The 22392-nt window shown below is 38.7% G+C and carries 20 protein-coding genes and 1 pseudogene; 6 read left to right on the top strand and 15 right to left on the bottom strand.

The window, feature by feature from the left end; all coding sequences use genetic code 11:
- The 4 genes from AB3I27_RS09160 to AB3I27_RS09145 form a co-directional block, all read right to left on the bottom strand.
- Positions 1-870, bottom strand: coding sequence for a VOC family protein (locus AB3I27_RS09160; protein ID WP_002310085.1), 870 nt, complete (start codon positions 868-870; stop codon positions 1-3).
- A gap of 204 nt (positions 871-1074) precedes the next feature.
- Positions 1075-2967: an ABC transporter ATP-binding protein gene (locus AB3I27_RS09155; protein WP_002314102.1), complete on the bottom strand. Its 1893-nt coding sequence runs from the start codon at positions 2965-2967 to the stop codon at positions 1075-1077.
- Entirely contained in the window at positions 2964-4691 is a 1728-nt protein-coding gene (locus AB3I27_RS09150; protein WP_002314103.1) for an ABC transporter ATP-binding protein, read from the bottom strand. Before AB3I27_RS09150 ends, AB3I27_RS09155 begins: the two co-directional genes overlap by 4 nt.
- Before the next feature lie 15 nt (positions 4692-4706).
- Complete coding sequence (locus AB3I27_RS09145) at positions 4707-5357, bottom strand: TetR/AcrR family transcriptional regulator (protein ID WP_002310082.1); 651 nt, start codon at positions 5355-5357, stop codon at positions 4707-4709.
- A gap of 204 nt (positions 5358-5561) precedes the next feature.
- On the opposite strand from AB3I27_RS09145, the gene AB3I27_RS09140 reads away from it, so the two are divergent.
- Together AB3I27_RS09140 and AB3I27_RS09135 are read left to right on the top strand one after the other, a co-directional pair.
- On the top strand, positions 5562-5858 hold the full coding sequence (locus AB3I27_RS09140; RefSeq protein WP_002291478.1) for a rhodanese-like domain-containing protein: 297 nt from the start codon (positions 5562-5564) through the stop codon (positions 5856-5858).
- A 189-nt stretch (positions 5859-6047) separates the two neighbouring features.
- Positions 6048-6668: an NAD(P)H-dependent oxidoreductase gene (locus AB3I27_RS09135; protein WP_002310081.1), complete on the top strand. Its 621-nt coding sequence runs from the start codon at positions 6048-6050 to the stop codon at positions 6666-6668.
- Between the two features lie 88 nt (positions 6669-6756).
- Here AB3I27_RS09135 and AB3I27_RS09130 read toward each other — a convergent pair whose 3' ends face one another.
- Positions 6757-7923, bottom strand: a complete 1167-nt coding sequence (locus AB3I27_RS09130; RefSeq protein WP_002291475.1) for an AI-2E family transporter — start codon at positions 7921-7923, stop codon at positions 6757-6759.
- A gap of 11 nt (positions 7924-7934) precedes the next feature.
- Positions 7935-8288 (bottom strand): PTS glucitol/sorbitol transporter subunit IIA, encoded by a 354-nt coding sequence (locus AB3I27_RS09125; RefSeq protein ID WP_002291472.1) that lies wholly within the window; start codon positions 8286-8288, stop codon positions 7935-7937.
- Between the two features lie 127 nt (positions 8289-8415).
- Here AB3I27_RS09125 and AB3I27_RS09120 point away from each other — a divergent pair, with 127 nt between their 5' ends.
- Entirely contained in the window at positions 8416-9438 is a 1023-nt protein-coding gene (locus AB3I27_RS09120) for a lactonase family protein (RefSeq protein WP_002310080.1), read from the top strand.
- Between the two features lie 18 nt (positions 9439-9456).
- Positions 9457-9618, top strand: a complete 162-nt coding sequence (locus AB3I27_RS09115) for a hypothetical protein (protein ID WP_002310079.1) — start codon at positions 9457-9459, stop codon at positions 9616-9618.
- 256 nt (positions 9619-9874) lie between these two features.
- Here the strand turns inward: AB3I27_RS09115 and AB3I27_RS09110 are convergent, their stop codons facing one another.
- Together AB3I27_RS09110 and AB3I27_RS09105 are read right to left on the bottom strand one after the other, a co-directional pair.
- On the bottom strand, positions 9875-10309 hold the full coding sequence (locus AB3I27_RS09110; protein WP_002310078.1) for a hypothetical protein: 435 nt from the start codon (positions 10307-10309) through the stop codon (positions 9875-9877).
- A 109-nt stretch (positions 10310-10418) separates the two neighbouring features.
- Positions 10419-12278, bottom strand: a complete 1860-nt coding sequence (locus tag AB3I27_RS09105) for an LTA synthase family protein (protein WP_104760287.1) — start codon at positions 12276-12278, stop codon at positions 10419-10421.
- On the opposite strand from AB3I27_RS09105, the gene AB3I27_RS09100 reads away from it, so the two are divergent.
- Complete coding sequence (locus AB3I27_RS09100) at positions 12279-12401, top strand: hypothetical protein (RefSeq protein ID WP_002316803.1); 123 nt, start codon at positions 12279-12281, stop codon at positions 12399-12401.
- Here the strand turns inward: AB3I27_RS09100 and AB3I27_RS09095 are convergent.
- The 4 genes from AB3I27_RS09095 to AB3I27_RS09080 form a co-directional block, all read right to left on the bottom strand.
- Positions 12396-13556 carry an NAD(P)-dependent oxidoreductase gene (locus AB3I27_RS09095; RefSeq protein ID WP_002310075.1) on the bottom strand — a complete coding sequence of 387 codons (1161 nt, stop codon included), beginning with the start codon at positions 13554-13556 and terminating at the stop codon, positions 12396-12398. The two genes, AB3I27_RS09100 and AB3I27_RS09095, sit on opposite strands and share 6 nt — an antisense overlap.
- Positions 13557-13862: 306 nt before the next feature.
- On the bottom strand, positions 13863-15287 hold the full coding sequence (gene araA, locus AB3I27_RS09090; protein ID WP_002291462.1) for an L-arabinose isomerase: 1425 nt from the start codon (positions 15285-15287) through the stop codon (positions 13863-13865).
- Positions 15288-15302: 15 nt separating this feature from the next.
- Complete coding sequence (locus AB3I27_RS09085) at positions 15303-16001, bottom strand: L-ribulose-5-phosphate 4-epimerase (protein ID WP_002320379.1); 699 nt, start codon at positions 15999-16001, stop codon at positions 15303-15305.
- Positions 15958-17619, bottom strand: a complete 1662-nt coding sequence (locus AB3I27_RS09080; RefSeq protein WP_325908086.1) for an FGGY-family carbohydrate kinase — start codon at positions 17617-17619, stop codon at positions 15958-15960. Before AB3I27_RS09080 ends, AB3I27_RS09085 begins: the two co-directional genes overlap by 44 nt.
- Positions 17620-17835: 216 nt before the next feature.
- On the opposite strand from AB3I27_RS09080, the pseudogene AB3I27_RS09075 reads away from it, so the two are divergent.
- A pseudogene (locus AB3I27_RS09075) lies at positions 17836-18579 on the top strand (MFS transporter); the annotation flags it as partial.
- A 158-nt stretch (positions 18580-18737) separates the two neighbouring features.
- Here AB3I27_RS09075 and AB3I27_RS09070 read toward each other — a convergent pair.
- The 3 genes from AB3I27_RS09070 to AB3I27_RS09060 form a co-directional block, all read right to left on the bottom strand.
- Entirely contained in the window at positions 18738-19817 is a 1080-nt protein-coding gene (locus AB3I27_RS09070; RefSeq protein ID WP_002310067.1) for a GntR family transcriptional regulator, read from the bottom strand.
- Positions 19818-19902: 85 nt separating this feature from the next.
- On the bottom strand, positions 19903-20862 hold the full coding sequence (locus AB3I27_RS09065) for a family 43 glycosylhydrolase (protein ID WP_025478093.1): 960 nt from the start codon (positions 20860-20862) through the stop codon (positions 19903-19905).
- An 11-nt stretch (positions 20863-20873) separates the two neighbouring features.
- Positions 20874-22385: an alpha-N-arabinofuranosidase gene (locus AB3I27_RS09060; RefSeq protein WP_171025442.1), complete on the bottom strand. Its 1512-nt coding sequence runs from the start codon at positions 22383-22385 to the stop codon at positions 20874-20876.
- Between the last annotated feature and the right edge of the window lie 7 nt (positions 22386-22392).

Below are 22392 nucleotides of genomic sequence, written 5' to 3'. Positions count from 1 at the left end.
TTAAGCGTCGCATCGAATGTCAGTTTTATTCTTTTCTTTTGGCTCACTGACGAACCACCATTCGATTCCTATGGCATCATAGATTGTGAGTACTGTATGCTTTTTGTCCAAGAAGAAATCGACTGATAATTGCTGCAAGTGAGCAATCAGTCCTTCCATGCTTTCAGTATCAATCATGAATTTCAGAAAATCAAGTCCAATCACTTCATCTGTAGGCAAATCGATGGCACCACCACTTGCTTCTGTCAATCCAACATGGAAGTCTCCTTCATTCAATACATGGATGCCCTCTTCTTCATTATGTACCTTCAAACCAAGGACACGATTAAGAAATTGGCGTTCTTTTGCTAAATCAGTAACATTTAAATGGATTTTTTCAAAATAAGATCCTGCTGATAGTTTACTGAATTTTTCTTCAGATTTTCTTAACAACGCTTCTTGATCCATCGTCTCTGGAACTTCTCTTTGGTCATTCTTATTCTCTTCATGGTAAATTTCTAATTCATTCTCTTCTGGGTCTACGAGTAAAATCCCCATACGTCCATGATCTTCTAAAGCTTCTTTGATTGGATAATTCATTTTACGAATACGGCAAAGAATATCTGCCAGTTCTTCTGTGCTAGGGATAATCAATGAGAAACGGTTCAGCTTTTTGATCTTCCCCATGTGATCATTCGCTCTAGGACTTTCTTCCAGCAGCAACATTTCACTTCCAGCTTCTTCTGTTCCTAAAATGGCTAATTCGTTTTCTTCTCTTTTCAAATCAAAGCCAACAACATTCTTGTAAAAATCAATCATTTTATCTCGGTCTTTCACCCGAATGGCTACACTTTTTAAATAGGTGGCAGCCCCCAATTGAAAATCTCTCATATTTCTTGCTCCCCTCTACGTCAAGCTTTATTTTAACGATGGATTCTTCTTCTTTCAAGCAATAACTTTGTTTTTGTTAAAAAAAGTGTGAGAAACTTCGCATTTTACTTGTTTTTTGTAAATAAATGAGTAAAAAACCACATGAAACTCATTTTCTTGAAATGTGCTTCATGCGGTAAAGAAAAATAATAAATTTGTACGTTTCTATGAAGCTTCTTCTTCAGAAAACTGACTGTTATAAAGATCTGCATAGAATCCGTCTTTTTCCATCAATGTATCGTGGTTTCCAGTTTCTACGATCGAACCATGATTCATCACAATAATGTTGTCTGCATCGCGTATTGTAGACAAGCGGTGAGCGACAACAAAACTTGTTCGGTTTTCCAATAGGCGGTTCATCGCTTTTTGAATCAGTATTTCTGTTCGTGTATCTACACTAGATGTTGCTTCATCAAGGATCAGGACATCCGGATTTGCTAAGAATGCCCGCGCAATAGTGATCAGCTGACGTTGCCCTTGCGAAATATTGCTTGCATCCTCGTTTAATACAGTGTTATATCCTTCTGGCAATTTACGAACAAAATCATCTACGTGAGCGGCTTTAGCAGCTTCAATGACTTGTTCATCTGTTGCATCGTCGTTCCCATATTTGATATTGTCATAGATACTTCCTGTAAACAGCCACGTATCTTGCAGTACCATTGAAAACTGTGCGCGCAATTCATCACGTGAAAGGTCACGGGTATCTACACCATCGTAACGAATACTGCCTCCAGAAACATCGTAGAACCGTTCAAGAAGGTTGATCAGTGTCGTCTTTCCTGCACCGGTTGGCCCTACAATAGCGACCATCTCACCAGGTTTGACATCCAAGTTGAAATCAGTCATTAGCAAGTTATCTGGTGTGTAGCCGAATTGAACATTTTCAAAACGAACTTTGTATGGTGTATCTTTTTCTTCTGGAAGGCCAGATTTTTCATTGGACATCTCTTCTTCATCCAACACTTCAAATACCCGTTCGGCTGAAGCAACCGTTGATTGGATAGTGTTCATCAAACTTGCAAGTTGAGTGATTGGTTGAGAGAACTGTGTCGTATATTGCAAGAATGCTTGAACATCCCCTAATGTCATGTTCCCATTTGCAACTTTTACTCCGCCTAGTACAGCGACGAACACATAGCCTAGATTTTTAACGAAATTCATCAACGGCATGATGATTGCCGAAATAAATTGAGCTTTCCAACCAGCGGCATACAGATTCTGATTTTCTTTTTCAAATACTTCCTGATCTTTTTCAGTATGATTGAATGTTTTAACGATCGTATGACCACCATATGTTTCTTCTACTTGGTTATTCAATAAACCTAAACTTTTTTGCTGATCTGCGAAAAACACTTGTGATCTTGGCGCAACGACCATAACGATGATCAAGCTTAAAGGGATCATCAATAACGCGACTAACGTTAATTGCCAGCTGATTGAAAGCATCATCACGATGACCCCGATCAATGTGACTGCACTAGTTACAAATTGAGTCAAATTTTGTTGCAGCGTGCTTGCGATGTTATCCATATCATTGATTGCTCGAGACATGATATCGCCATTTGTATGTGTATCATAATAGGAAATCGGTACACGATTCATTTTGGCTTCCAAGTCATGACGCAACTCATAAACTGTCCGCTGTGAAACACGTGTCATAATAAACTGCTGTAAAAAGTTGAATACAGCTGAGATCAAATACATCACGATTACTGTTGCAATGATTTGCGCAATTTTATCAAAATCTATCGGAAATTTTGTTACTTGTTGCCCTTGTTGCATCTGTTGCGCGCCAGCCATTACACCTTTGAATATTTCTGTAGTTGCTTTCCCCAAAACTTTTGGTGTTTGGATTTGGAAAATCACGGCTGCTATTGCTAGTACAAATACAGCGATGATTGCAACCATACGTTTAGACATATAGCCAAACAATCGGCGTACTGTTCCCCAGAAATTTTTAGGCTTTTCCCCTTTTACACCGAGATTCCTGCCAGGTCCGCCGTGTCCTGGACCGCCTGCTGGTCCGTGAGAGGGACGTGTGTTTGTTTTACTCATGCTAAGTCCTCCTCTCTTAGTTGTGAATGAACGATTTCTTGATAAGTTTCATTTGTTGCCAATAGTTCTTCATGTGTTCCCTTGCCAACTAGTTTTCCTTCATCTAGCACAAGGATCATATCTGCATCCATTACTGTACTTACTCGTTGAGCAACTAAAACCGTGATACTTTCTTTCATATTCGTTTTCAATGCTTGGCGAAGATTGGCATCCGTTTTGAAATCCAATGCTGAGAAGGAATCATCAAACACATAAATGTCTGCTGTTTTGACTAATGCTCGTGCAATTGCTAGACGCTGTCTTTGTCCGCCGGAGAAGTTTCCTCCTCCTTGTTCCACATGGCTATCTAATCCATCTTCCATCTCTGAAACAAAATCTTTAGCTTGTGCGATTTCTAACGCTTTCCAAATCATTTCATCTGTTGCATCCGGCTTACCATACTGCATATTGTCTCGGATCGTTCCAGAGAAAAGAACTGCTTTTTGAGGAACAAAGCCCATTAGCTCCCGCAAATTATATTGAGTCATTTCACTGATGTCCGTTCCGTTTATTTGGATCGAACCAGATTCGATGTCATATAATCGGGGGATCAAATTGACTAAGGTCGTTTTACCTGAACCAGTTCCTCCTATGATTGCGACGATTTCGCCTGACTTAGCTTGAAAATCAATATCTTCCAATGCAAGTTTTTCTGCTCCATGATATCGATAATTGACATGATTGAAGGCCAATGTTGCTTCTTTTCCAGCAAAAGAAACGGTTTTAGGATTTTCAGGGTCATGGATACCGATTTTTTCATCCAACACCTCATTGATACGATCAGCTGAAGCTTGTGCACGAGGTACCATGATAAAAATAGCGGAAAGCATCATAAAGCTGATCAAGATCTGCATCGCATAAGTCATAAATGCAATCAGATTACCGACTTCCAAGGTCATATCTGCTATGTAGTGTCCACCAAACCAAGTGATTGCTACGTTTGTACCGCTCATGATCAATGTCATCATCGGCATCATCAATGCGACAATCGTATTAACTTTGATTGCTGTATTTGTATAATCTTTATTCGCTAAATCAAAACGATTTTCTTCAAAGCGTGTCTTATCGAATGCGCGGATGACTCTGACACCTGTCAACCCTTCTCGAAATACCAAGTTCAAACGGTCAGTTTTCTTTTGCATGCTTTTGAATAATGGAACAGCAAAATACATGATTCCACCAATCAAAATAATCATTACTGGGATGACGACTAAGAAGATTTTTGTCAACTGATGATCTTTTTGATAAGCAAGTATGCTTGCGCCAATCAGCGTGATTGGTGCATTGATCATCATACGTAAAAACATTTGTGTGACCATTTGGATTTGAGTCACATCATTGGTTGTTCTTGTGATCAAAGAGGCCGTTCCATATTTGTCAAACGCATCTTTTGTCAGGCTCTCTGATTTTTTATAGACATCCGTACGCAATTGCTTACCCAGTTTCTGTGATTCTCGAGTAGCAAAAAATGTATTTGCAATAGCAGCTAAGATACTGATCAAAGAAAAACCGATCATCACAAAACCTGTATGCCAAATATAATCGACATCTCCTTGCGCTACCCCTTTATCAATGATATTGGAGGTAAGTGTCGGCAAATATAAATCTGCCAGTACTTGGATCACCATGAAAACTGCAGCTGCAATTGCTGAAGTCAAGGAGATCCGTTTTACGATTTTTAGCATCTAGTTCCCTTCTTTCTATTTATATACTCCGTTTTTCAGCCAAGAAAGTTTCAAATTGAATTCACTGATTGCTTGCTCTACTGAGTAATCTTCAGATGTTGAAAATAAGCGATACGAATGCGCAATTGTTGTAAATACAGTATTCATCACTAATTGGATCAGTAATTCCAATTCATGATCATTTTTTACTTTCAGCTTCGTCCGATCAATCAATTCAAGCAACTCTTTTGCATCTTGTTTGTGTTCTTTATGTGGATCGTGAGGCGATTTTTGGCGACTCGTATGAGGAGCGACTTTTCTTGAGGCACGGTAATCCATGTTCATAAACAAGTTACGATAAAAAGAAGCATTCTCACCTTCCAAAATCTCATAAATCATTTTAGAAAAATAGGATTCGAATCCTTTGAATAGATCACCATCGGATTCTTTCATTAGTTGCAACATATCTTTAGAGCTGTCACGTCTCATTGTCTCAAAGTAATAAAAATAAAGATCCTCTTTATCTTCAAAATACTGATAGAAACTGCCTCTAGGGATATCCGCTAATTTGACGATATTAGCAATCGAGGCTTCTTTCAAAGGTACTCTAGAAAACTCGATTCTCGCCGCTTCAATTAACCTTTTTTGTTTTTCTTTCGGCAAATGGAAAAATGTCTGTGTCGGCATATGGATCCTCCTTTCTTCTAAGATGACACATTGTCATATGACGCTATGTCATTATAACACCTCCCACCTGTTTCGCAAGACATTTGCATAGTTTTTTTTCATTATTATCCGATACATTAAAAAAGTGATAAGAGGAATCCTTCCATTTGAATTAATGAGAGCTGCCCATTAAAATAGCCACATACTAAACAAAGGATGAGATAAATGGCCCAATCAATTAGTGTCCAAGACTTCAATAAATTGCCGCTCGATGCTGACAGCATCGTTTTAGATACAAGAAATACTTTAGATTACACAAAAAAACACTTAAGCCACTCGCTTTCTATCCCCGCTGCTATCTTGCCAAGACAATTAAAAAATCTAGATCCAAAAAAACTTTATTATATTCTAAGCTATACAGGCAGACGATCAGAAGCATTAGCCGATCAACTTACTGCTAGCGGATTTCGTGCTGTTTATATCATTGGTGGGATGGAAGCTCTTCAGTCAAGCGTTGCTTGAACATTGCTTGTTAGATTCAAAAGAGGCTGTGACAAAAATCGTGTCACAACCTCTTTTATATCCTGTCTTTTTTAGTTATTTATTCTTCAACCTTATCAATATGACTTGATAGCCTTTTCTTTTTCGAGTAAACTGATTTTGTTAGTCATAGTTATAACAATCATAGCAATAAAAGGAGAAGGTAAGCATATGGCATCTGTTTTAGTAGTCAAAGGTCATCCCCTAACTGCAGAAGAATCACGTACAGTTAAGGCGTTGACGTCTTTTTTAACAAGTTATAAAGAAACTCATCCAGATGATGAAGTGACTGTTTTGGAACTTTATCGCGATGATATTCCAGAAATCGATGAAGAATTATTATCAGGTTGGGAAGCATTACGTGCTGGTGCAGAATTCACTTCCTTATCAGAAAGTCAACAACAAAAAATCGCTCGTTTCAATGAATTGACAGAGCAGTTCCTTGCTGCTGATAAAATCGTTATCGCAAACGCCTTATGGAATCTAAATATCCCAACAAAATTAAAAGCTTGGTTCGATACTGTCAATGTAGCTGGAAAAACGTTCCGCTATACAGAAAACGGGCCAGAAGGATTAGTGACAGGTAAAAAAGCGCTGCACATCCAATCTAACGGCGGTGTATACAACGGACAAGACTTTGCCTCTCAATATGTAAAAGGTATTTTGAACTTTGTAGGCATCAATCAAGTAGATCAACTATTCATCGAAGGAATCGATTATGACCCTGACCGTGCAGATGAGTTGATGCAAAATGCATTAGATAAAGCTGCTGCTTTAGGTAAATCATTTTAAAATTGAGGTAAATGTATATAAAAGAGACAGAGGGAAAAATCTTCAAAGCAACATTTGTGCTTTGGAAATTTTCCTCTGTCTCTTTTTGTTATTCTTTCTGCTTTTTCAACGGATTTTCTTCATAAAGAGAAGAAATCGTTGTGTACCATTCAAAAACATGAGTAATCACTACTTTAGCTGCTGCATAAACAGGAATCCCTAAGATCACACCAACGATCCCAAACAATTTCCCTGACGTCAGCAGAACTAATAAGATCGTTACTGGATGGATTGCTAACTGATTTCCCAATACTAACGGAGAGATCAAGCGTCCTTCTATTGTCTGTTCTACTGCAAAAACGATTAGTACCTTGATGATCATGAATGGACCTGCCACAATAGCTAAAAAGATGGCTGGAATCATTGCTAAAAATGAACCTAAGTATGGGATCAGATTTAAGAACCCTGCAATGATCCCCAACGTGACAGCATATTCTAGACCAATGATTGCAAAACCAATCATAAACATGATTGCCACAGCAAAAGCCACAGTTAGTTGCCCTCTTATATATGAAGAAACTTGACTATTCATTTCACTCAGCACATTCAACGTCGGTTTTTGCATGCGCGTTGGTAAAAACTTGACGAAATAAGGGGCTAATCGCTTACCATCTTTCAATAAATAAAATAAGATAAACGGCATCGTCAGCAAAGCTACTAAAATAGTCGCTACCGCACCAACAAAACTCCCAAGACTCTGAACTGTACTCTTAGATATGTCTTGGATCATATCACCTGCTGAATTCATGAACTTATCACCTGCTGTTTCTAACTGTTCACGAAATTGGTTGAACAGCGGGTCTCTCAAGATCTCGGTCAATTTGTTATCGATCGTATCAACGTATTGAGGAAAGTTACTGATAAAGCTGACTGTTTGTTCCTGGATCTTAGGTATGATCACTACGCTTCCCCATACGATTAATGCAACGACCAAAACAAACAGCCCAATGATACTATAGAGCCTTGGTACTTTTCGCTTCTCAAAGTAATCAACTACCGGATTCATCAAGTAATACAAGATGCCTGCCAGAATAATAGGTAGTCCTACGATTGCTAAAAATTGCCAGATCGGTGCAAACAAATAAGAAACTTTTGTAAATAAAAAGACGATCAGCAATATTAACAATACAACAAGTAAAGCTGTGACCACTTGATTATTTAAAAACCAGCGCCAAAACCAAGACACCGGTCTGTTCTTCTTATTTTTCCCTTCCATAAGTCCTCCTGTTAGTTATAAATAATTTGGCTTCCCAAACCAATAGCAGGCAGTTCATGCGGATGGAGATAGATTCCGTTTGCAATTTGTCCTTCTTCTGGACAGGTATCAAAAATCAATGATACGTGAGCTACCGTCTCTAAATTTCCATTGGCCATCGGACCGACATAATCGATCGTATACGACTGATCATCAAAAGTAATCGTTCCGCCTGCTTTCAAAGAAAAAGGTTCGTCTTTCGACACCTCTTGAATCACCGAATATTTTCGCAAGGCAGCTGTTGCTGTTTTATCGAACAAAATCAGCATCGGTTCTTCCTTGTTTATTGCTTCTGTTCCAATTTCTGTAATCGTTGCCTGAATCATCGCACTCTCTCCTTTACTTGCTTTCAAAAACAGTATAACACATTCTCATTCTTTAGCCGTGGGGAATAATTATGTGATAGAATAAAAACGAAAACTATTTCATTACCATTAGGAGGAATCAGCTCATATGATCGAAAAGATAATTTTAGGAACCTATACACGCCGCGAAAGCAAAGGAATCTATACGATCGATCTTGATACAGAAAAAGAAGAATTATCCAGTCTTTCATTGGCTGTTGAAGAGAACAGCCCTACTTACCTAGCAAAAAGCAAAGCTGGCAATCTTTACACGGTTACCAGTGTAGACGGATTAGGTGGTGCCGGTGCGTACGACAAGGATTTTCATTTTTTGAATGCGGTAACAGAGTCTGGGGCTCCTTTATGTTATGTAGCGGTTGATGAAACACGGCAATTGCTCTATGGGGCCAACTACCATAAAGGCGAAGTAAATGTCTATCACCTATTAGGAGATGGCGAGCTGAAAGCAGCGGATTCAGTATTCCATCAAGAAGCGACAGGCCCTCATAAAAACCAAGATCATGCGCATGTCCATTATACGGATCTGACTCCTGACCAACGATTAGTCGTGTGTGATCTTGGTACAGATCGTGTGTATACTTATGATGTGTCCGAAAACGGCAAATTGAATCTTGTAACTACCTTCACTGCAGAGCCAGGAACAGGCCCTCGCCATCTCGTCTTTCATCCGAATGGACAATTCGCCTATTTATTTGGTGAATTAGACAGCACAGTCCGAGTGCTTTCTTATGATAAAGAAACAGGTGATTTTGAAGAATTACAGAAAATATCGACCTTGCCAGAAGAATTCGACGGTGAAAATGGAGGGGCTGCTATTCGCATTTCCAATGATGGCAAGTTCCTTTACGCTTCTAATCGGGGACACAACTCGATTGCCGTATTCGCAGTTTCCGAAGATGGTTCTCACATCCAAAATAAACAAATCATCTCAACAGAAGGCGATTTCCCTCGCGATTTCGCACTAGATCCAAGCAATGGTTTTGTCGTATGTGCTAATCAGAATACCGATAATCTGACATTATACCGCCGTCATCCTGAAACAGGATTACTGGAATTATTGCAAAAAGATGTCTATGCACCAGAATGTGTCTGTGTTTATTTTGATCGTTAGCAAGAAAAGGAGAATAAAATGAATCAGCAAGACGTATTAGACAGGTTGCGGGAAGAACTGAATATTCCTTTCTTTGATGGGAAAATCGAAGATAAAGAGTATAGCGAAGAGGAATATCAGAAACTCAAAGCCGATTTACAGAACTACTTTGAACAATATGTACGGAATGTAGAAAACTAATCAACCTTCCATACTATCTGAAAAGGACATCAGCGCAAGACTTTTTCGTCTGTTCTGATGTCCTTTTCTATAAATAAAAAAACCGCCGAGTTGGTTAGACTCTGCGGAAAAGGAGTATTTACTCAATTTTGAGTAAGTACAAGGTTGTTGGTTATAGGTATGTTCTTATCATAAAGGATTTTGTTCACTCTATCATAAAGACAATATTACATTTATATTAGATAACTCTAGTTTTTATTGTCATCAAATTTTTCTTTTATTTTTTCAATAACAAATTAGTCATTTTTTGGATGGCAGCTGTCAATTGGTCAGTCGCTTGGTCTTGTTTTGCTTCAGATGTATTGAATAAATCTTTATCTACCCCTGACTCAAGATCAATACTTTGAATCATTTCTTCACAGCCTGCTACATATGAAAGATAAGCTTTTTCAAAATTTTTATGAATGCCCATTGCTTTTGCTGGTGGGCGCAATGTACTGACTTTCTTAAGCATTGCCCGATATTTTTTTGTTCCTTCTTCAAATAACTGGACGGTCTCTTCAAGAGTCGATCTGTCCAGTTCACTTGTTTTTCCTTCATCGATTGCGTTTCTGATCACTTCATATTTCGGATGCATTCCTTCTCCGATTGCTTCGGTTTCCTTGACGATTTGATCGATGGACTGCACATAATAGCCAATATTCGGTAACATATTTGTTTTCCTACTTTCTCCATTGTTGTTATTATTTATTCTACTTGTTTTTATCCTCAAATGACAAGTACTTGAAAAAATTTAATGGTTTCTATACAGCTCGCCATTCTTATTCGTGCTCAAAGAAACCATCTGCTAAACTATATTGTTTCCCTGCGACAATGTCATATTGGATCAATTGATATTCGTCGTAAATCTCTTGTTGCGAGCGATTGAATTGCGCTTCTTTATACCACTGTCCGTTTTGATAGTACAGTTCTCGTTCAAACGCCGGAAGTTCTTGTTCTAATGATAAAAGCAGCTGATAAAAACCATTCGTTGTCTGATTCGTCTGTTCCATTAGATTCGCTACAAAATAAAAAGGACTGGTTATTGCATCTTGAGTCGTTTTCTTTTCTAATTTTCCTTTACTGTCAAACATCAAGAATTGTGTTTCATGCAATGTTTGTTTATCATTTTTGGCTTGGATGGTATCTGAATAGATCCCTGGCAGATGATCCCCCCAAAAAACAACTAGAGTCCTTCTAGAAAGATTCTTCAGTTCTTCCGTGAATTGCTTCAGTGCCGTGCTGCTATAGGAAATATCTTGCAGATAATTCTCTAAGTCAAGCGTCCCACTTCCATCTGAAATCTCTGCAGAATAGCCCAGTCTATCATACTTTCCATTGTAAGGCATATGTGTCTGCATCGTGACTAAATGAATGAACTGAGGTGTTTTTTCTTCCTTGAGAAGTGTCATTACTTCTTTGTAAGCTGACTCATCAGAAATATATGGATTATTCTCTATCGTATCCGTGTAGGTCATCGTACGCTCGCTGATGAACTGGTCAAATCCTAATGTCTGATAAACATCCTCTCTTTTATACATCGAAGTATTGTATGGATGGATCGCTGTCGTCTGGTATGATTGTGCGTTTAACGCTGAAACGATAGAAGGAAGCTGATCCATTTTTGGCACTAGCATCGTGTAAGGAGTGGTGAGTTGCGCATTAAACAACGCCATAGAAAAACCAGTCAATGCTTCGAATTCGATATTTGCTGTTCCACCGCCATAGTTTTGAGAAAGCATATTGCCACTATATGTTTGATCAGCTACTTCATAATAATCTGCCAATGGCTCACCAGATACTTCTACGCCGTTTAATCGACTAGGATCTGAGAAACTTTCACTCATTACGAACACGATGTTCGGCGACTCTTCCTCTACAGCTTTATTTTTTTCATCGGCTATCTTCTGGTATTTTTCAGTGATTTCTTTGATCTTTGCTTTCGAATATCCTTCAGGTTCATCCATTGGTTCTACCTTCAGATTGTACAAAAACCCACCGATAAAACCAGTGTTATAGTAGTTCATTTTCTGGCTGTAAGGTATCCATAGTGCCGTTTTATTATATGCTTTTCGCAACAAATTATCGGGATTGTTGAAATTACTGATATACCCTAGCAGTCCAATTGCCACAAGCAGTGTCGTTAATCGGATCAATTGGAATCGCCTTCCTTTTTTCAGGCTTCGAAACATGTACCAGCAGAACAATCCTAGCACGGTTCCTGCGGCAGCTAAGATCACTGTAAACAGCATATTGCCGGTCATATCTTTCAGCAATCCGATTTCAGTGATCATCTTCAAATCGTCTGGATAAATCGGTTCTTGCCGATAACTCATTTTCATATAATTTGCAAAACCTAATACACCGATGGCTACGACATACGTAAGGGAACCTAAAGGGACAGATCCTGCTAGTGCAATCAGAAAAATAAGAATAATCAGCAAGACGAAACAGGCTAAGAAGAATTTTTCCGTATGCCAAGAAAAAGCAAATCTCAACGCAAGGTCTACGGATAGATCATTTTGACACCACTGCAAAAATAAATTACTAAAAACAACAAGAAAAAAGATACTGATGATCGCTACTGTTCCTTTTAAAATCTTTTTCTGTTTGGTTGAAAGTCTGCTTATATATCTTTTCAAATGCTTGCTCCTTCATTTCTATCAACAAAAGAATGTTGTTTCTCTTATTTTAGTTGTACGAAATTCGAAAGTAAAGAACGAAAAGAAGAATTAATGAAATCCAAATATTCTCTTTCTTTATGACCTTTCTGGTTTCTTTAATAAGCGGACTTTTCGTACTCCAGAAATTTTTTCTAGCTGTTGTTTCACTTGATTGAGCTGTTCAAAATCAGTACTGTCTATGTCAATCAATATGTAGACATGCTCATTCTTATGATTACGCGATATATCTGCGATCACTAGCTCGTTCTTATTCAGCAGAGAAAATATCTCTGCTAATATATTGGTTTTCTTTTGATAAAATATAGTGAATCGAAACGGCGCTTGGAAAAACATTCGTGCGGATGGATAATTGACCGCTTCTCTAACCGTACCGAACAAAAGATAATCTTTTAAGGCTTCAACTGCCAAACGTCCGCTGTCTGCCAAAGCTTCCTGAGTCGATCCCCCTAGATGAGGCAACATAAGTATACGGTCATTTTCTAAGAACTCTTCTTCTGGGAAATCAGTCACGTATTTGGCCAGATGTTGTTTTTCCAATGCTTGCATAACAGCATATTTATCAACGATTTCACTTCTTCCTACATTGATAAGTACAGCATCTTTTTTCATTTTTTCTATATTCGCCTGATTGATCAATCCTTTTGTATCTTCTGTCAACGGCAGCATGACTACGATGTAATCCGAGGTAGAAAGAACTGTTTCTAAATCTGCTTGCCGAACATAATCCAACTGGGCATCGCGGATAGAATAACCCAAGACATCCATCCCTAAGCCATAGCAACTTAGCGCTACTTTTGTGCCTATCGCGCCAAGACCAAGAAGACCGATGGTTTTGCCTTGCAATTCTCGTCCCACATAAGTACTTCTTTTGTTTTCTGCCTGTTCTAAAATATTAGGACCTGTTAGTGTTTGTACCATACGACTTGCTTCGATTATCGGACGGGAAGATAAGAGCAAACAGCACAAAACAAGCTCTTTTACTGCATTAGCATTTACGCCTGGTGTATTCATGACGATCGTCCCGTTTTCAGAAGCTTTTTCAACGTTGATCGTGTTCACCCCAACACCAGCTCTTGAAATTGCTAGCAAATCTGGTGTAAGCCATTCATCTTTCACTTTCGTACTACGAATGACTATTCCTTCGGCTGGCAAATCATCTATTATTTTGAAATATTCCCCTTGTAACTTTTCTATCTCTTGTTCTGGAATAGCATCAATCAAATGAACGTGATACATAAAACCCCCTCCTTACTAACAAGTATCTCGAAATTACTGCAATTAGACAACTGTTTACCATTTGACTTCCTAGAAGCAAAAATAGCAGCTAGAGCAGAGTAGGCTTAGCGATAAAAATAAGGCCATGGCAAGTTACTGCCATAAGCCTTATTTTTGAGAGCAAAATATTGTGGGTGAGATTTCTTGATAAATGGTGTTCAGTTAGCTAACATTGATAATAAGACAAAATTTCAAAAAAGTTGAAAAGCAAATTTCGTCAATCTCTTCTTTTTTCTTAAAACTAAGCGGCTTTTTCACAACCTCTTTTTATCTAATAACAACGGTTTCCAACTCAACTAATTTTGCCCATGTTTCAATTTGATCTGTTGTTAGATTTAGCGAGACAACGGTATGATGACCGCCACCTGCCTGAATCCATGAATGGACACCTTCATGGAAATTCGGTTTAGTTTTCCATAGCACACGTGCAACAGGCAAATTAGGTGCTTCAGTTGTGGGTTCAAAGGCTTCTACTTCATTGATCAGCAGTTTATAATGCGTACCGAAGTCTGCCATCGATACGACTACCCCTTCTCCTGCTTTCCCATCAAATACAAGACGCGCCGGATCTTCTCTATCTCCCATTGATAAAGGAGAAACAACGATTCTTGGTTTCGTCGCAGCAAGCGTCGGATCTACTTCCATCATATGGGATTCCAAGATTGCTTCTTGGCCACTAGCTAGCTCGTAAGTATAATCTTCCATGAATCCTGTATCTTTTCCTCGAGCCATGATTTTCAGCAACCGATCAATCGCTGCAGTTTTCCAGTCGCCTTCCCCAGCAAAACCGTATCCTTCTGCCATCAAACGTTGTACAGCTAGTCCAGGCAGTTGTTTCATTCCATAAAGGTCTTCAAAATTAGTCGTAAAAGCGTTATAGCCTCCTTCTTCTAAGAAACGGCGAATACCGATTTCCTGCTGAGCTTGTACTTTTACATGTTCTTCCCATGTCTTTTCTTCATAATCACCATAGTCGAAGGTATACAATTCCTTGTACTCTTCAAATAATTGTTCGACTTCTTCGTCTGATACGCGATCGATTACTTGTACAAGATCTCCGATACCAAAATAATCAACAGTCCAACCAAATTGAATCTGTGCTTCCACTTTGTCTCCTTCTGTGACACCCACGTTTCTCATGTTGTCACCAAAACGAGCCACTTTTATTCCAAAACTTTCATTATAGGCTACTGCAACATCCATCCAATCAGCAATCTCTTTTTGAATCTCAGGTCGTTTCCAGTAGCCAACGACGATTTTATTTTGTTTATTTAATCGAGCATTGATGAACCCATATTCGCGGTCACCATGAGCGGATTGATTTAAATTCATGAAATCCATATCGATCGTTTTCCAAGGAATGCTTTCGTTATATTGCGTAGCTAAATGAAGCAATGGTTTTTGTAGAAGCTTTGTCCCACGGATCCACATTTTTGCTGGTGAGAAAGTATGCATCCAAGTGATCACACCTGCTACTTCTTCTCGATAATTGACCTCTTTCATGATTTTTGTGATCGTGTCAGCGGTAACTGCTAATTCTTGAAGGCGGATAGGATAAGGCAATTGGCCGTTTTCATTCAATTCATCAACCATTTCTTGTGCATGTTTCTTTACTTCTCGCAGTGCTTCTTCCCCATATAAATGCTGTGATCCTACAACAAACCAAAATTCTTTTTCTCCAATATTCAACATAATTAGCCACTCCTTTTATTTGTGTTGTCCGTAATACGCATTTTTTCCGTGTTTTCGTAAATAATGTTTATCTAAAATCCGTTGAGGCAGCTCTTCTGAAAATGAATTAAGCTGTCTGGTAAATAAATTCATCTTGCATACTTCATCTAGTACGACTGCGTTCATTACTGCACTTTGCGCATCTTTCCCCCAAGTAAATGGACCGTGTCCGTGTAAAAGTACCCCTGGAATTGCTAAGGGATCAATTTTGCGTTCTTTGAATGTTTCTATGATAACTTTTCCTGTTTCATATTCGTACCCGCTGTCGATTTCCTGTTGTGTCAAAAATCGAGCACAAGGTACCGATCCATAAAAAGTATCTGCATGCGTCGTCCCCATCGCAGGAACATCCAATCCTGCTTGTGCCCAGATCGTCGCCCATGTCGAGTGAGTATGGACGATTCCTCCGATTTGAGGAAATGAACGATATAAAACAGCATGAGTAGGCGTATCCGAAGAGGGATTGAGTTTACCTTCAATGATATGATTGTCCAAGTCCACAACGACCATGTCGTCTGCTGTCATCTCTTCATAACTGACCCCGCTAGGTTTGATAACGAAATATCGTGTTTCAGGATCAAAAGCGCTCACATTTCCCCATGTATATTTGACAAGTCCGTGTTTAGGCAAGTCAAGATTTGCTTGGTATACTTCTTCTTTCAGTTGTTCCAGCATTTTCTATCACTCCTTTTTCTTGCAATTGATGAATCGCTGTTTTTTCAATGTCGATCCCCTCACGGTAACGACTCATAAATATCTGATAGCCTGCTATTTCTTCTGCTGAAGGTGTGATGGTGATTCCTTGGTCTTGTCCAAACACGTCTTCTGCCAAGAAGTTTTCTAAAGATTTCCCATGCTGATCTATCATATAGGCTGCTAATAACGCGATCCCCCACGCTCCACCTTCTCCGGCTGTGTCCATCACTGTAACTGGTGCCTCCATAGCAGATGCTAGAATCCGCTGTCCAGCTTCTGGTGTTTTAAAAATCCCCCCATGCCCCACTAAACGATCAATTTGGACATCCTCAGATTTCAATATATCCATTCCGATTCTCATTGCGCCAAAAGCACTGGCTAAATGGATTCGCATGAAATTCGCTAAATCAAAACGGCTACCTGGTGTACGTACAAATAATGGCCTTCCTTCATTTACTCCTGTAATGTTTTCACCGGAAAAATAACCATAAGAAAGTAATCCCCCGCAATCCGTATCGCCTTCTAGCGCTTTATTGAATAATACCGTGAATAATTTATCTCTGCTTATCTCCATACCCAAAGAATTGGTAAATTCTTCAAAAATACTGACCCAAGCATTGATATCCGAAGAGCAGTTATTCGTATGAACCATGCCTACTAGTTCTCCTGAAGGTGTAGTGACCATGTCGATTTCCGGATGGACATTTTCTAGTTCTTTTTCTAATACGATCATAGCGAAGGCGGAAGTACCAGCCGAAATGTTCCCTGTGCGTTTGGCTACACTATTCGTAGCGACCATACCGGTTCCTGCATCTCCTTCTGGCGGACAAATCGGGATTCCTGGCTTCAGGTTTCCCGTAGGGTCAATCAGATAAGACCCTGATTCGCTTAACTTGCCAGCTTCTTTTCCTGCTACTAGAACTTTAGGCAAAATGTGATCCAAATCAATCGCTACATGCTCTTTTTCGACTAACTGACCAAAAATATTTTTCATTTCTTGATGATAGGTTTTCGTTGAAGGATCGATAGGAAACATGCCTGATGCATCTCCTACGCCTAGTACTTTCTCACCAGTAAGCTGCCAATGAACATATCCTGCAAGCGTTATCAAAAAATTAATTTCTCTCACATGTTCTTCTTTATTCAAGATAGCTTGATACAAATGAGCGATACTCCATCTCTGCGGAATATTGTATTGGAATTTTTCCGTTAATATTCGTTCTGCTTCTTCAGTGATTGTATTCCGCCAAGTACGAAATGGTACTAGTAACTGTTCCTTGCTATCAAAAGCTAGATAACCGTGCATCATTGCACTGAACCCAATCGACCCGATCGTTGTAAGATTCTCGCCATAGATTTCGAATACTTCTGCTGCCATTTTTCGGTAACTGACGCGCAGTCCTTTCCAAATATCTTCTAATGAATAGGTCCAGATACCATTTTCTAGTTTGTTTTCCCACTCATAACTACCAGCGGCAATAGGAGTAAAAGATGAATCAATCAATACAGCTTTGATTCTAGTTGATCCAAACTCAATTCCTAAAGATGTACGACCATCTATGACATCTAACATACTTTGCGCATTTACTTCCTTCATAATGATTTAACTCCCTCCTTCTCGTCAAACCTGATCAAACCGTCTTTTTTAGTAGCGCTTACAATGATTATTGTATACTTTTGTACGTACATGTCAAGTGGTTATTTTCAAGAATATAATAAAAAACGCTTGTTTTGTACGTACATAAGTTATAGAATGAGATTGCTTACAAAATCTGATCAGCCGCCTTCTCGAAATTCTAGAAGGAGAGAATACGAAGCTGAACAGGAATTCGAACAAATCCAGCTGAATGTCAAACAAGAAAAGACAACCGTAACTTCTTGGCATACTTTGTTTTTAGAAAAGTATCGTTCGTTAGTTATTGCCGGTATTGGTGTAGCAGTATTCCAGCAATTTCAAGGAGCTAATGCTATTTTTTACTATATTCCGCTGATCGTAGAAAAAGCGACTGGGCATGCAGCGAGCGATGCATTGATGTGGCCGATCATCCAAGGAATCATTTTAGTTGCTGGTTCTTTGCTCTTTTTGGTTATTGCAGACAAGTTCAATCGGCGAACTTTATTGAAAATAGGCGGTAGCGTGATGGGACTTTCTTTCATCCTACCAGCTGTTTTAGGAACTGTACTGGATGCTCATACAAATTCGTTGTTAATTCTCTTGTTTTTATGTATTTATGTCGCATTTTATTCTTGCACATGGGCTCCACTGACATGGGTAATCGTAGGCGAAATATTCCCATTAGCTGTCCGCGGGCGAGCATCTGGCCTAGCCTCTTCTTTTAATTGGATTGGTTCTTTCCTAGTCAGCTTGCTTTTTCCTGTGATGACTGCTTCTATGTCTCAAGAAATCGTTTTCGGTATTTTTGGGATCATCTGCTTTTTAGGAGTTTTATTTATTCAAGAGATCGTACCGGAGACTCGTGGGAAATCTTTAGAGGAAATCGAACAAAGTGCATCTAAAAAAACTTATCCTAAACGTATTTCTATCCATCATTCTTAAAGTGGTCGTGACAGAAGTGGTCAGCTTCAAGAAATAAGAAGGAACCGCTTAGTTTCGAGTCACAAGGACCAAGTTCAAAAAATAGTTTCTCATGTTTGATGATTTTTGTCACAGCCCCAAATTGATATAAAAAATAAGAGGCGGTAAAAACCCGTCTCTTATTTTTCGTTTTCTTTTACTGTTTCCCGTTCAACTAGTACAGGCTCATAAAGAATATTCGGCTGTACCTGTCCTTTTTCAATCGTTGTGACGATCCACCGTGCGGCATCTTGTCCCAACTTTTCTTTTGGATGAGTCAATGTTGTCAATTTTTTATTTCCTAAATGGCTTAAAGAAGAATCGTCTGTTCCTACGATCGATAGGTCATCTGGAATATGATAGCCATTTTCTGTCAACTTATCTAGCAATAAACTAGCTATTTGATCGTTATAGCAAATGATGCCATCTAAAGCTTGTTCTTCTTTCAACCGTTGTACTGTTTTTTCAGCAATTGTTTCTCGTGTTTCCGTGGTGAAAGTAATGATATCTTTTGTCAAAAATCGCACATTATACTGTTCACACGCGCTGATAAAACCTTTCATCCTGTATTTTCCTTGAAGATCGTCGATTTTTGTGATGAACAACAGACGTTGATGTCCTTTTTTTATCAAATATTCTGCTGCCATAAAACCGACTTTCACATCATCTAAACAAATATAAGAGGCATTTAACTCTTCATAAGCAGCATTGATCATCACCATCGGAATGCCTTTTTCTCTCAAAGCAACATAAAGTGCTAAGTTTGGGTTATACTGATTACTTTTCGTAGGCTCAACGATTAAACCATCTACTCCATAAGCAATCATTTTCTTCAAACACTCTTTCTCCAATTCGTGATCGTTATTCGTACTGGCTAAAAGCAATGAATACCCAGATTCTCGTAATTCGTTTTCGATTCCTCGGATAATCGACGGAAAAATATAATCAGAGAGATATGTGGTGATGACACCGATCGTTTTTGTTCTGTTCAATGGTGTTTTTTCTTTCTTATAGCTGTCATCTACATATGTGCCCGATCCTTTTTCTTTACGCAGATAGCCCTCATTTACCAACACAGCGATTGCTTGCCGAATCGTATGTCTGCTGACGGCATATATTTCTTGCAGCTTGAATTCTGAAGGAATGGTTGTATTTACTTCGTATTCCTCATGAAGGATCTTTTGTTTTATCTCATCTGCAATGTCTTGATATTTTGCCATTTACCTTGCCCCTTTTTATTTGTACGTACATATATCATAACGAGTCTGCAAGGTTTATTCAAGCAAAAATCAAGGTTTCTTGTTCTCATAAGTCATACGGTACAGGTTCACCAAATTCTGGAAATCCTTGCTCATTCCACGTAAAGCATTGCGCGTTCGCGTGCCGATTGGGATTGTCTAATGGATCCCCTTTTTGGTTCTTCTCTGGTCGAGCATGATAAATCAAAATATCAAAGCATCCATCTTCTGAAAGCGTAAACGAGTTGTGACCAGGCCCAAATTGCTTATTTTTTTCAGAAGAAACGAATACTGGCTCCGATAATTTATGCCATGATTCATTTAATAAAAGATTCTTGTGCTCATCAGCCCACAGCAGACCCATGGCATAGTTTTCATCCGTTGCACTACCAGAATACGTAATGAATATTTTCCCATTACGAGTAAGGACTGCTGGACCTTCATTTACTGAAAAACCCCGTTTTTCCCATTCATACTCAGGTATAGAAAGGAGGAGTTGCTCTCCCTTTAACGTCCAAGGATTAGCCATTTCGGATAGATAAAGATTAGAATTCCCAGCAATTTCAGGATCTTGTTGAGCCCACACGTAATATAGCTTTCCCTGAGAAGAGAAAGTTGTTCCATCTAAACTGAAAGTTTCCCTTTTCGTTTTTATTTGTCCCTTTTCTATCCAATCTGTATTCATTGGATCCATATGCTGATTTTCAAGTACGAACATGCGGTGATGATGGGATTCATCACGTATGGTTTTATGATTGCTTGCAGCAAAGTAAATGTACCATTTTCCATTGATATAATGGACTTCAGGTGCCCAGATCAATTCACTCATCGGTCCTTCTTCATGAGCCTGCCATACAATCAGGCTTTCAGCATGTTCTAATTCATTCAGTGACTTTGCCCTTCTTAATTCAATCACTTGGTAGCCGGGAACCGATCCTGTAAAATAATAATAACCATCTGTATGTTTATATACCCAAGGATCTGCCCGTTGCTGAACGATAGGATTATTATAAAGTGTCTTCATCATAACAAATTTCCTCACATTTTCTTTATTCTAATTACATTCCAAGAGTATTTTTCTATCCCTACATTTAACTCGTCATGTTTTTCTATTGAAAAATAGTTTATTTCAGGTTTTATCTTTTCTGGTTCTTCACGTGTATTTTTGTCCAATAGATCACTACTGGTCAATGTGTAGTGCTCTCCTTGATCTAGCAAATTAAAATCATGTTCAATCGTTACATTTTGTTGTTCATTAGTGCGATTAATCAAGAAAATAGTCAGTTGATTGCCGTTATCTACGACCACACTGTCTACATAAGGAACTTTTTTTATCTTTTCACAATCATAAACAGGGCAAATGATTTGTTGTTCCAATACTTGACCTTTAGCATATTTCGATAAGTGTTGCATCACATAGTAAGTTGGATTCTTCCATGCTTGGCCTTTAGCATCTGTTAGTATTAAAGGTATTGTGTTTACTAACAATGATTGACAACTAATCTTTACGCGATCTGCATGTCGTAAAATAGCCAATCCTAATGAACCAAATAATAATGTATCCTCCATAGTAAAGTAACACCAATCAATGGGACTACCGATTTCAAAATCCCTGTGTCTTTTTTCCGGTTGGGCATGTACGTTCCATTCATCGAACGCTAGATACATTGTTTTCTCACTTCTCAAATATCCTTTTACATAATCACAAGTAGCAACGATCTCTTCAATTTGACGATCGAATCGATAAGCTTTTGCCAGGTATGTCGCTGTATCATCACGCTCATTTTTAGGAGGTTTAGTCAAGTCTTCTTCATCATACTTGTCAATATAGTTATGCAAAGCTAAATAATCTACGTTCTCATATGCTTCTTCTAATGCGATACGATCCCATTCAGGGTACGATGGTAAACGTGGCGTAGAGCTTCCAACTAAGATTGTTTCAATTGAATCATCTACTAACTTCATGACTTTCGAGGCTTCATTTGCTAACCTACCATATTCATAAGCACTCTTAGCACCCACTTGCCATGGCCCATCTAGCTCATTCCCTAAACACCATAATTTAACGCCAAAAGGTTTTTTTTGCCCGTTTTTTATTCTCAAATCACTCCAGTAGGTTCCTTTTGGAAAATTACAATATTCTACTAAATTTTTTGCTTCATCGATTCCTTTTGTTCCTAAATTCACTGTGAATATCGGTTCCGCTTGTACATGACTGATCCATTTAAAAAATTCGTGGATTCCAAAAGAATTTGGTTCTATACCTCGCCATGCTAAATCAATCTTTTTTGGTCGCCGTTCTTTCCTACCTATAGTATCCAACCAATCATAACCAGATGTAAAGTTCCCTCCAGGATAGCGAATGACACCTAATTCCAATTCCTTTACATAAGAGAGGACATCTTGTCTAAACCCGTCACCATCAGCTGTTTCATGGCTCGGTTCATAAATCCCTGTATAGACGACACTTCCCATATGTTCAACAAATGAGCCAAACAGCCGAGAACTGATCTCTCCTACTGTAAAATCCTCTCTGATTTTTACTTTTATTTCTTCG

Source organism: Enterococcus sp. C46, from assembly GCF_040887565.1.
Classification (GTDB): domain Bacteria; phylum Bacillota; class Bacilli; order Lactobacillales; family Enterococcaceae; genus Enterococcus_B; species Enterococcus_B lactis.
This window is presented reverse-complemented; position numbering and strand designations above follow the sequence as displayed.

Bases quoted from the DNA above. Each gene is read 5' to 3' on its own strand.
- AB3I27_RS09160 (WP_002310085.1), bottom strand. From the start codon at position 870: ATGAGAGATTTTCAATTGGGGGCTGCCACCTATTTAAAAAGTGTAGCC.
- AB3I27_RS09155 (WP_002314102.1), bottom strand. From the start codon at position 2,967: ATGAGTAAAACAAACACACGTCCCTCTCACGGACCAGCAGGCGGTCCA.
- AB3I27_RS09150 (WP_002314103.1), bottom strand. From the start codon at position 4,691: ATGCTAAAAATCGTAAAACGGATCTCCTTGACTTCAGCAATTGCAGCT.
- AB3I27_RS09145 (WP_002310082.1), bottom strand. From the start codon at position 5,357: ATGCCGACACAGACATTTTTCCATTTGCCGAAAGAAAAACAAAAAAGG.
- AB3I27_RS09140 (WP_002291478.1), top strand. From the start codon at position 5,562: ATGGCCCAATCAATTAGTGTCCAAGACTTCAATAAATTGCCGCTCGAT.
- AB3I27_RS09135 (WP_002310081.1), top strand. From the start codon at position 6,048: ATGGCATCTGTTTTAGTAGTCAAAGGTCATCCCCTAACTGCAGAAGAA.
- AB3I27_RS09130 (WP_002291475.1), bottom strand. From the start codon at position 7,923: ATGGAAGGGAAAAATAAGAAGAACAGACCGGTGTCTTGGTTTTGGCGC.
- AB3I27_RS09125 (WP_002291472.1), bottom strand. From the start codon at position 8,288: ATGATTCAGGCAACGATTACAGAAATTGGAACAGAAGCAATAAACAAG.
- AB3I27_RS09120 (WP_002310080.1), top strand. From the start codon at position 8,416: ATGATCGAAAAGATAATTTTAGGAACCTATACACGCCGCGAAAGCAAA.
- AB3I27_RS09115 (WP_002310079.1), top strand. From the start codon at position 9,457: ATGAATCAGCAAGACGTATTAGACAGGTTGCGGGAAGAACTGAATATT.
- AB3I27_RS09110 (WP_002310078.1), bottom strand. From the start codon at position 10,309: ATGTTACCGAATATTGGCTATTATGTGCAGTCCATCGATCAAATCGTC.
- AB3I27_RS09100 (WP_002316803.1), top strand. From the start codon at position 12,279: ATGCTTGCTCCTTCATTTCTATCAACAAAAGAATGTTGTTTCTCTTAT.
- AB3I27_RS09095 (WP_002310075.1), bottom strand. From the start codon at position 13,556: ATGTATCACGTTCATTTGATTGATGCTATTCCAGAACAAGAGATAGAA.
- araA (WP_002291462.1), bottom strand. From the start codon at position 15,287: ATGTTGAATATTGGAGAAAAAGAATTTTGGTTTGTTGTAGGATCACAG.
- AB3I27_RS09085 (WP_002320379.1), bottom strand. From the start codon at position 16,001: ATGCTGGAACAACTGAAAGAAGAAGTATACCAAGCAAATCTTGACTTG.
- AB3I27_RS09080 (WP_325908086.1), bottom strand. From the start codon at position 17,619: ATGAAGGAAGTAAATGCGCAAAGTATGTTAGATGTCATAGATGGTCGT.
- AB3I27_RS09070 (WP_002310067.1), bottom strand. From the start codon at position 19,817: ATGGCAAAATATCAAGACATTGCAGATGAGATAAAACAAAAGATCCTT.
- AB3I27_RS09065 (WP_025478093.1), bottom strand. From the start codon at position 20,862: ATGATGAAGACACTTTATAATAATCCTATCGTTCAGCAACGGGCAGAT.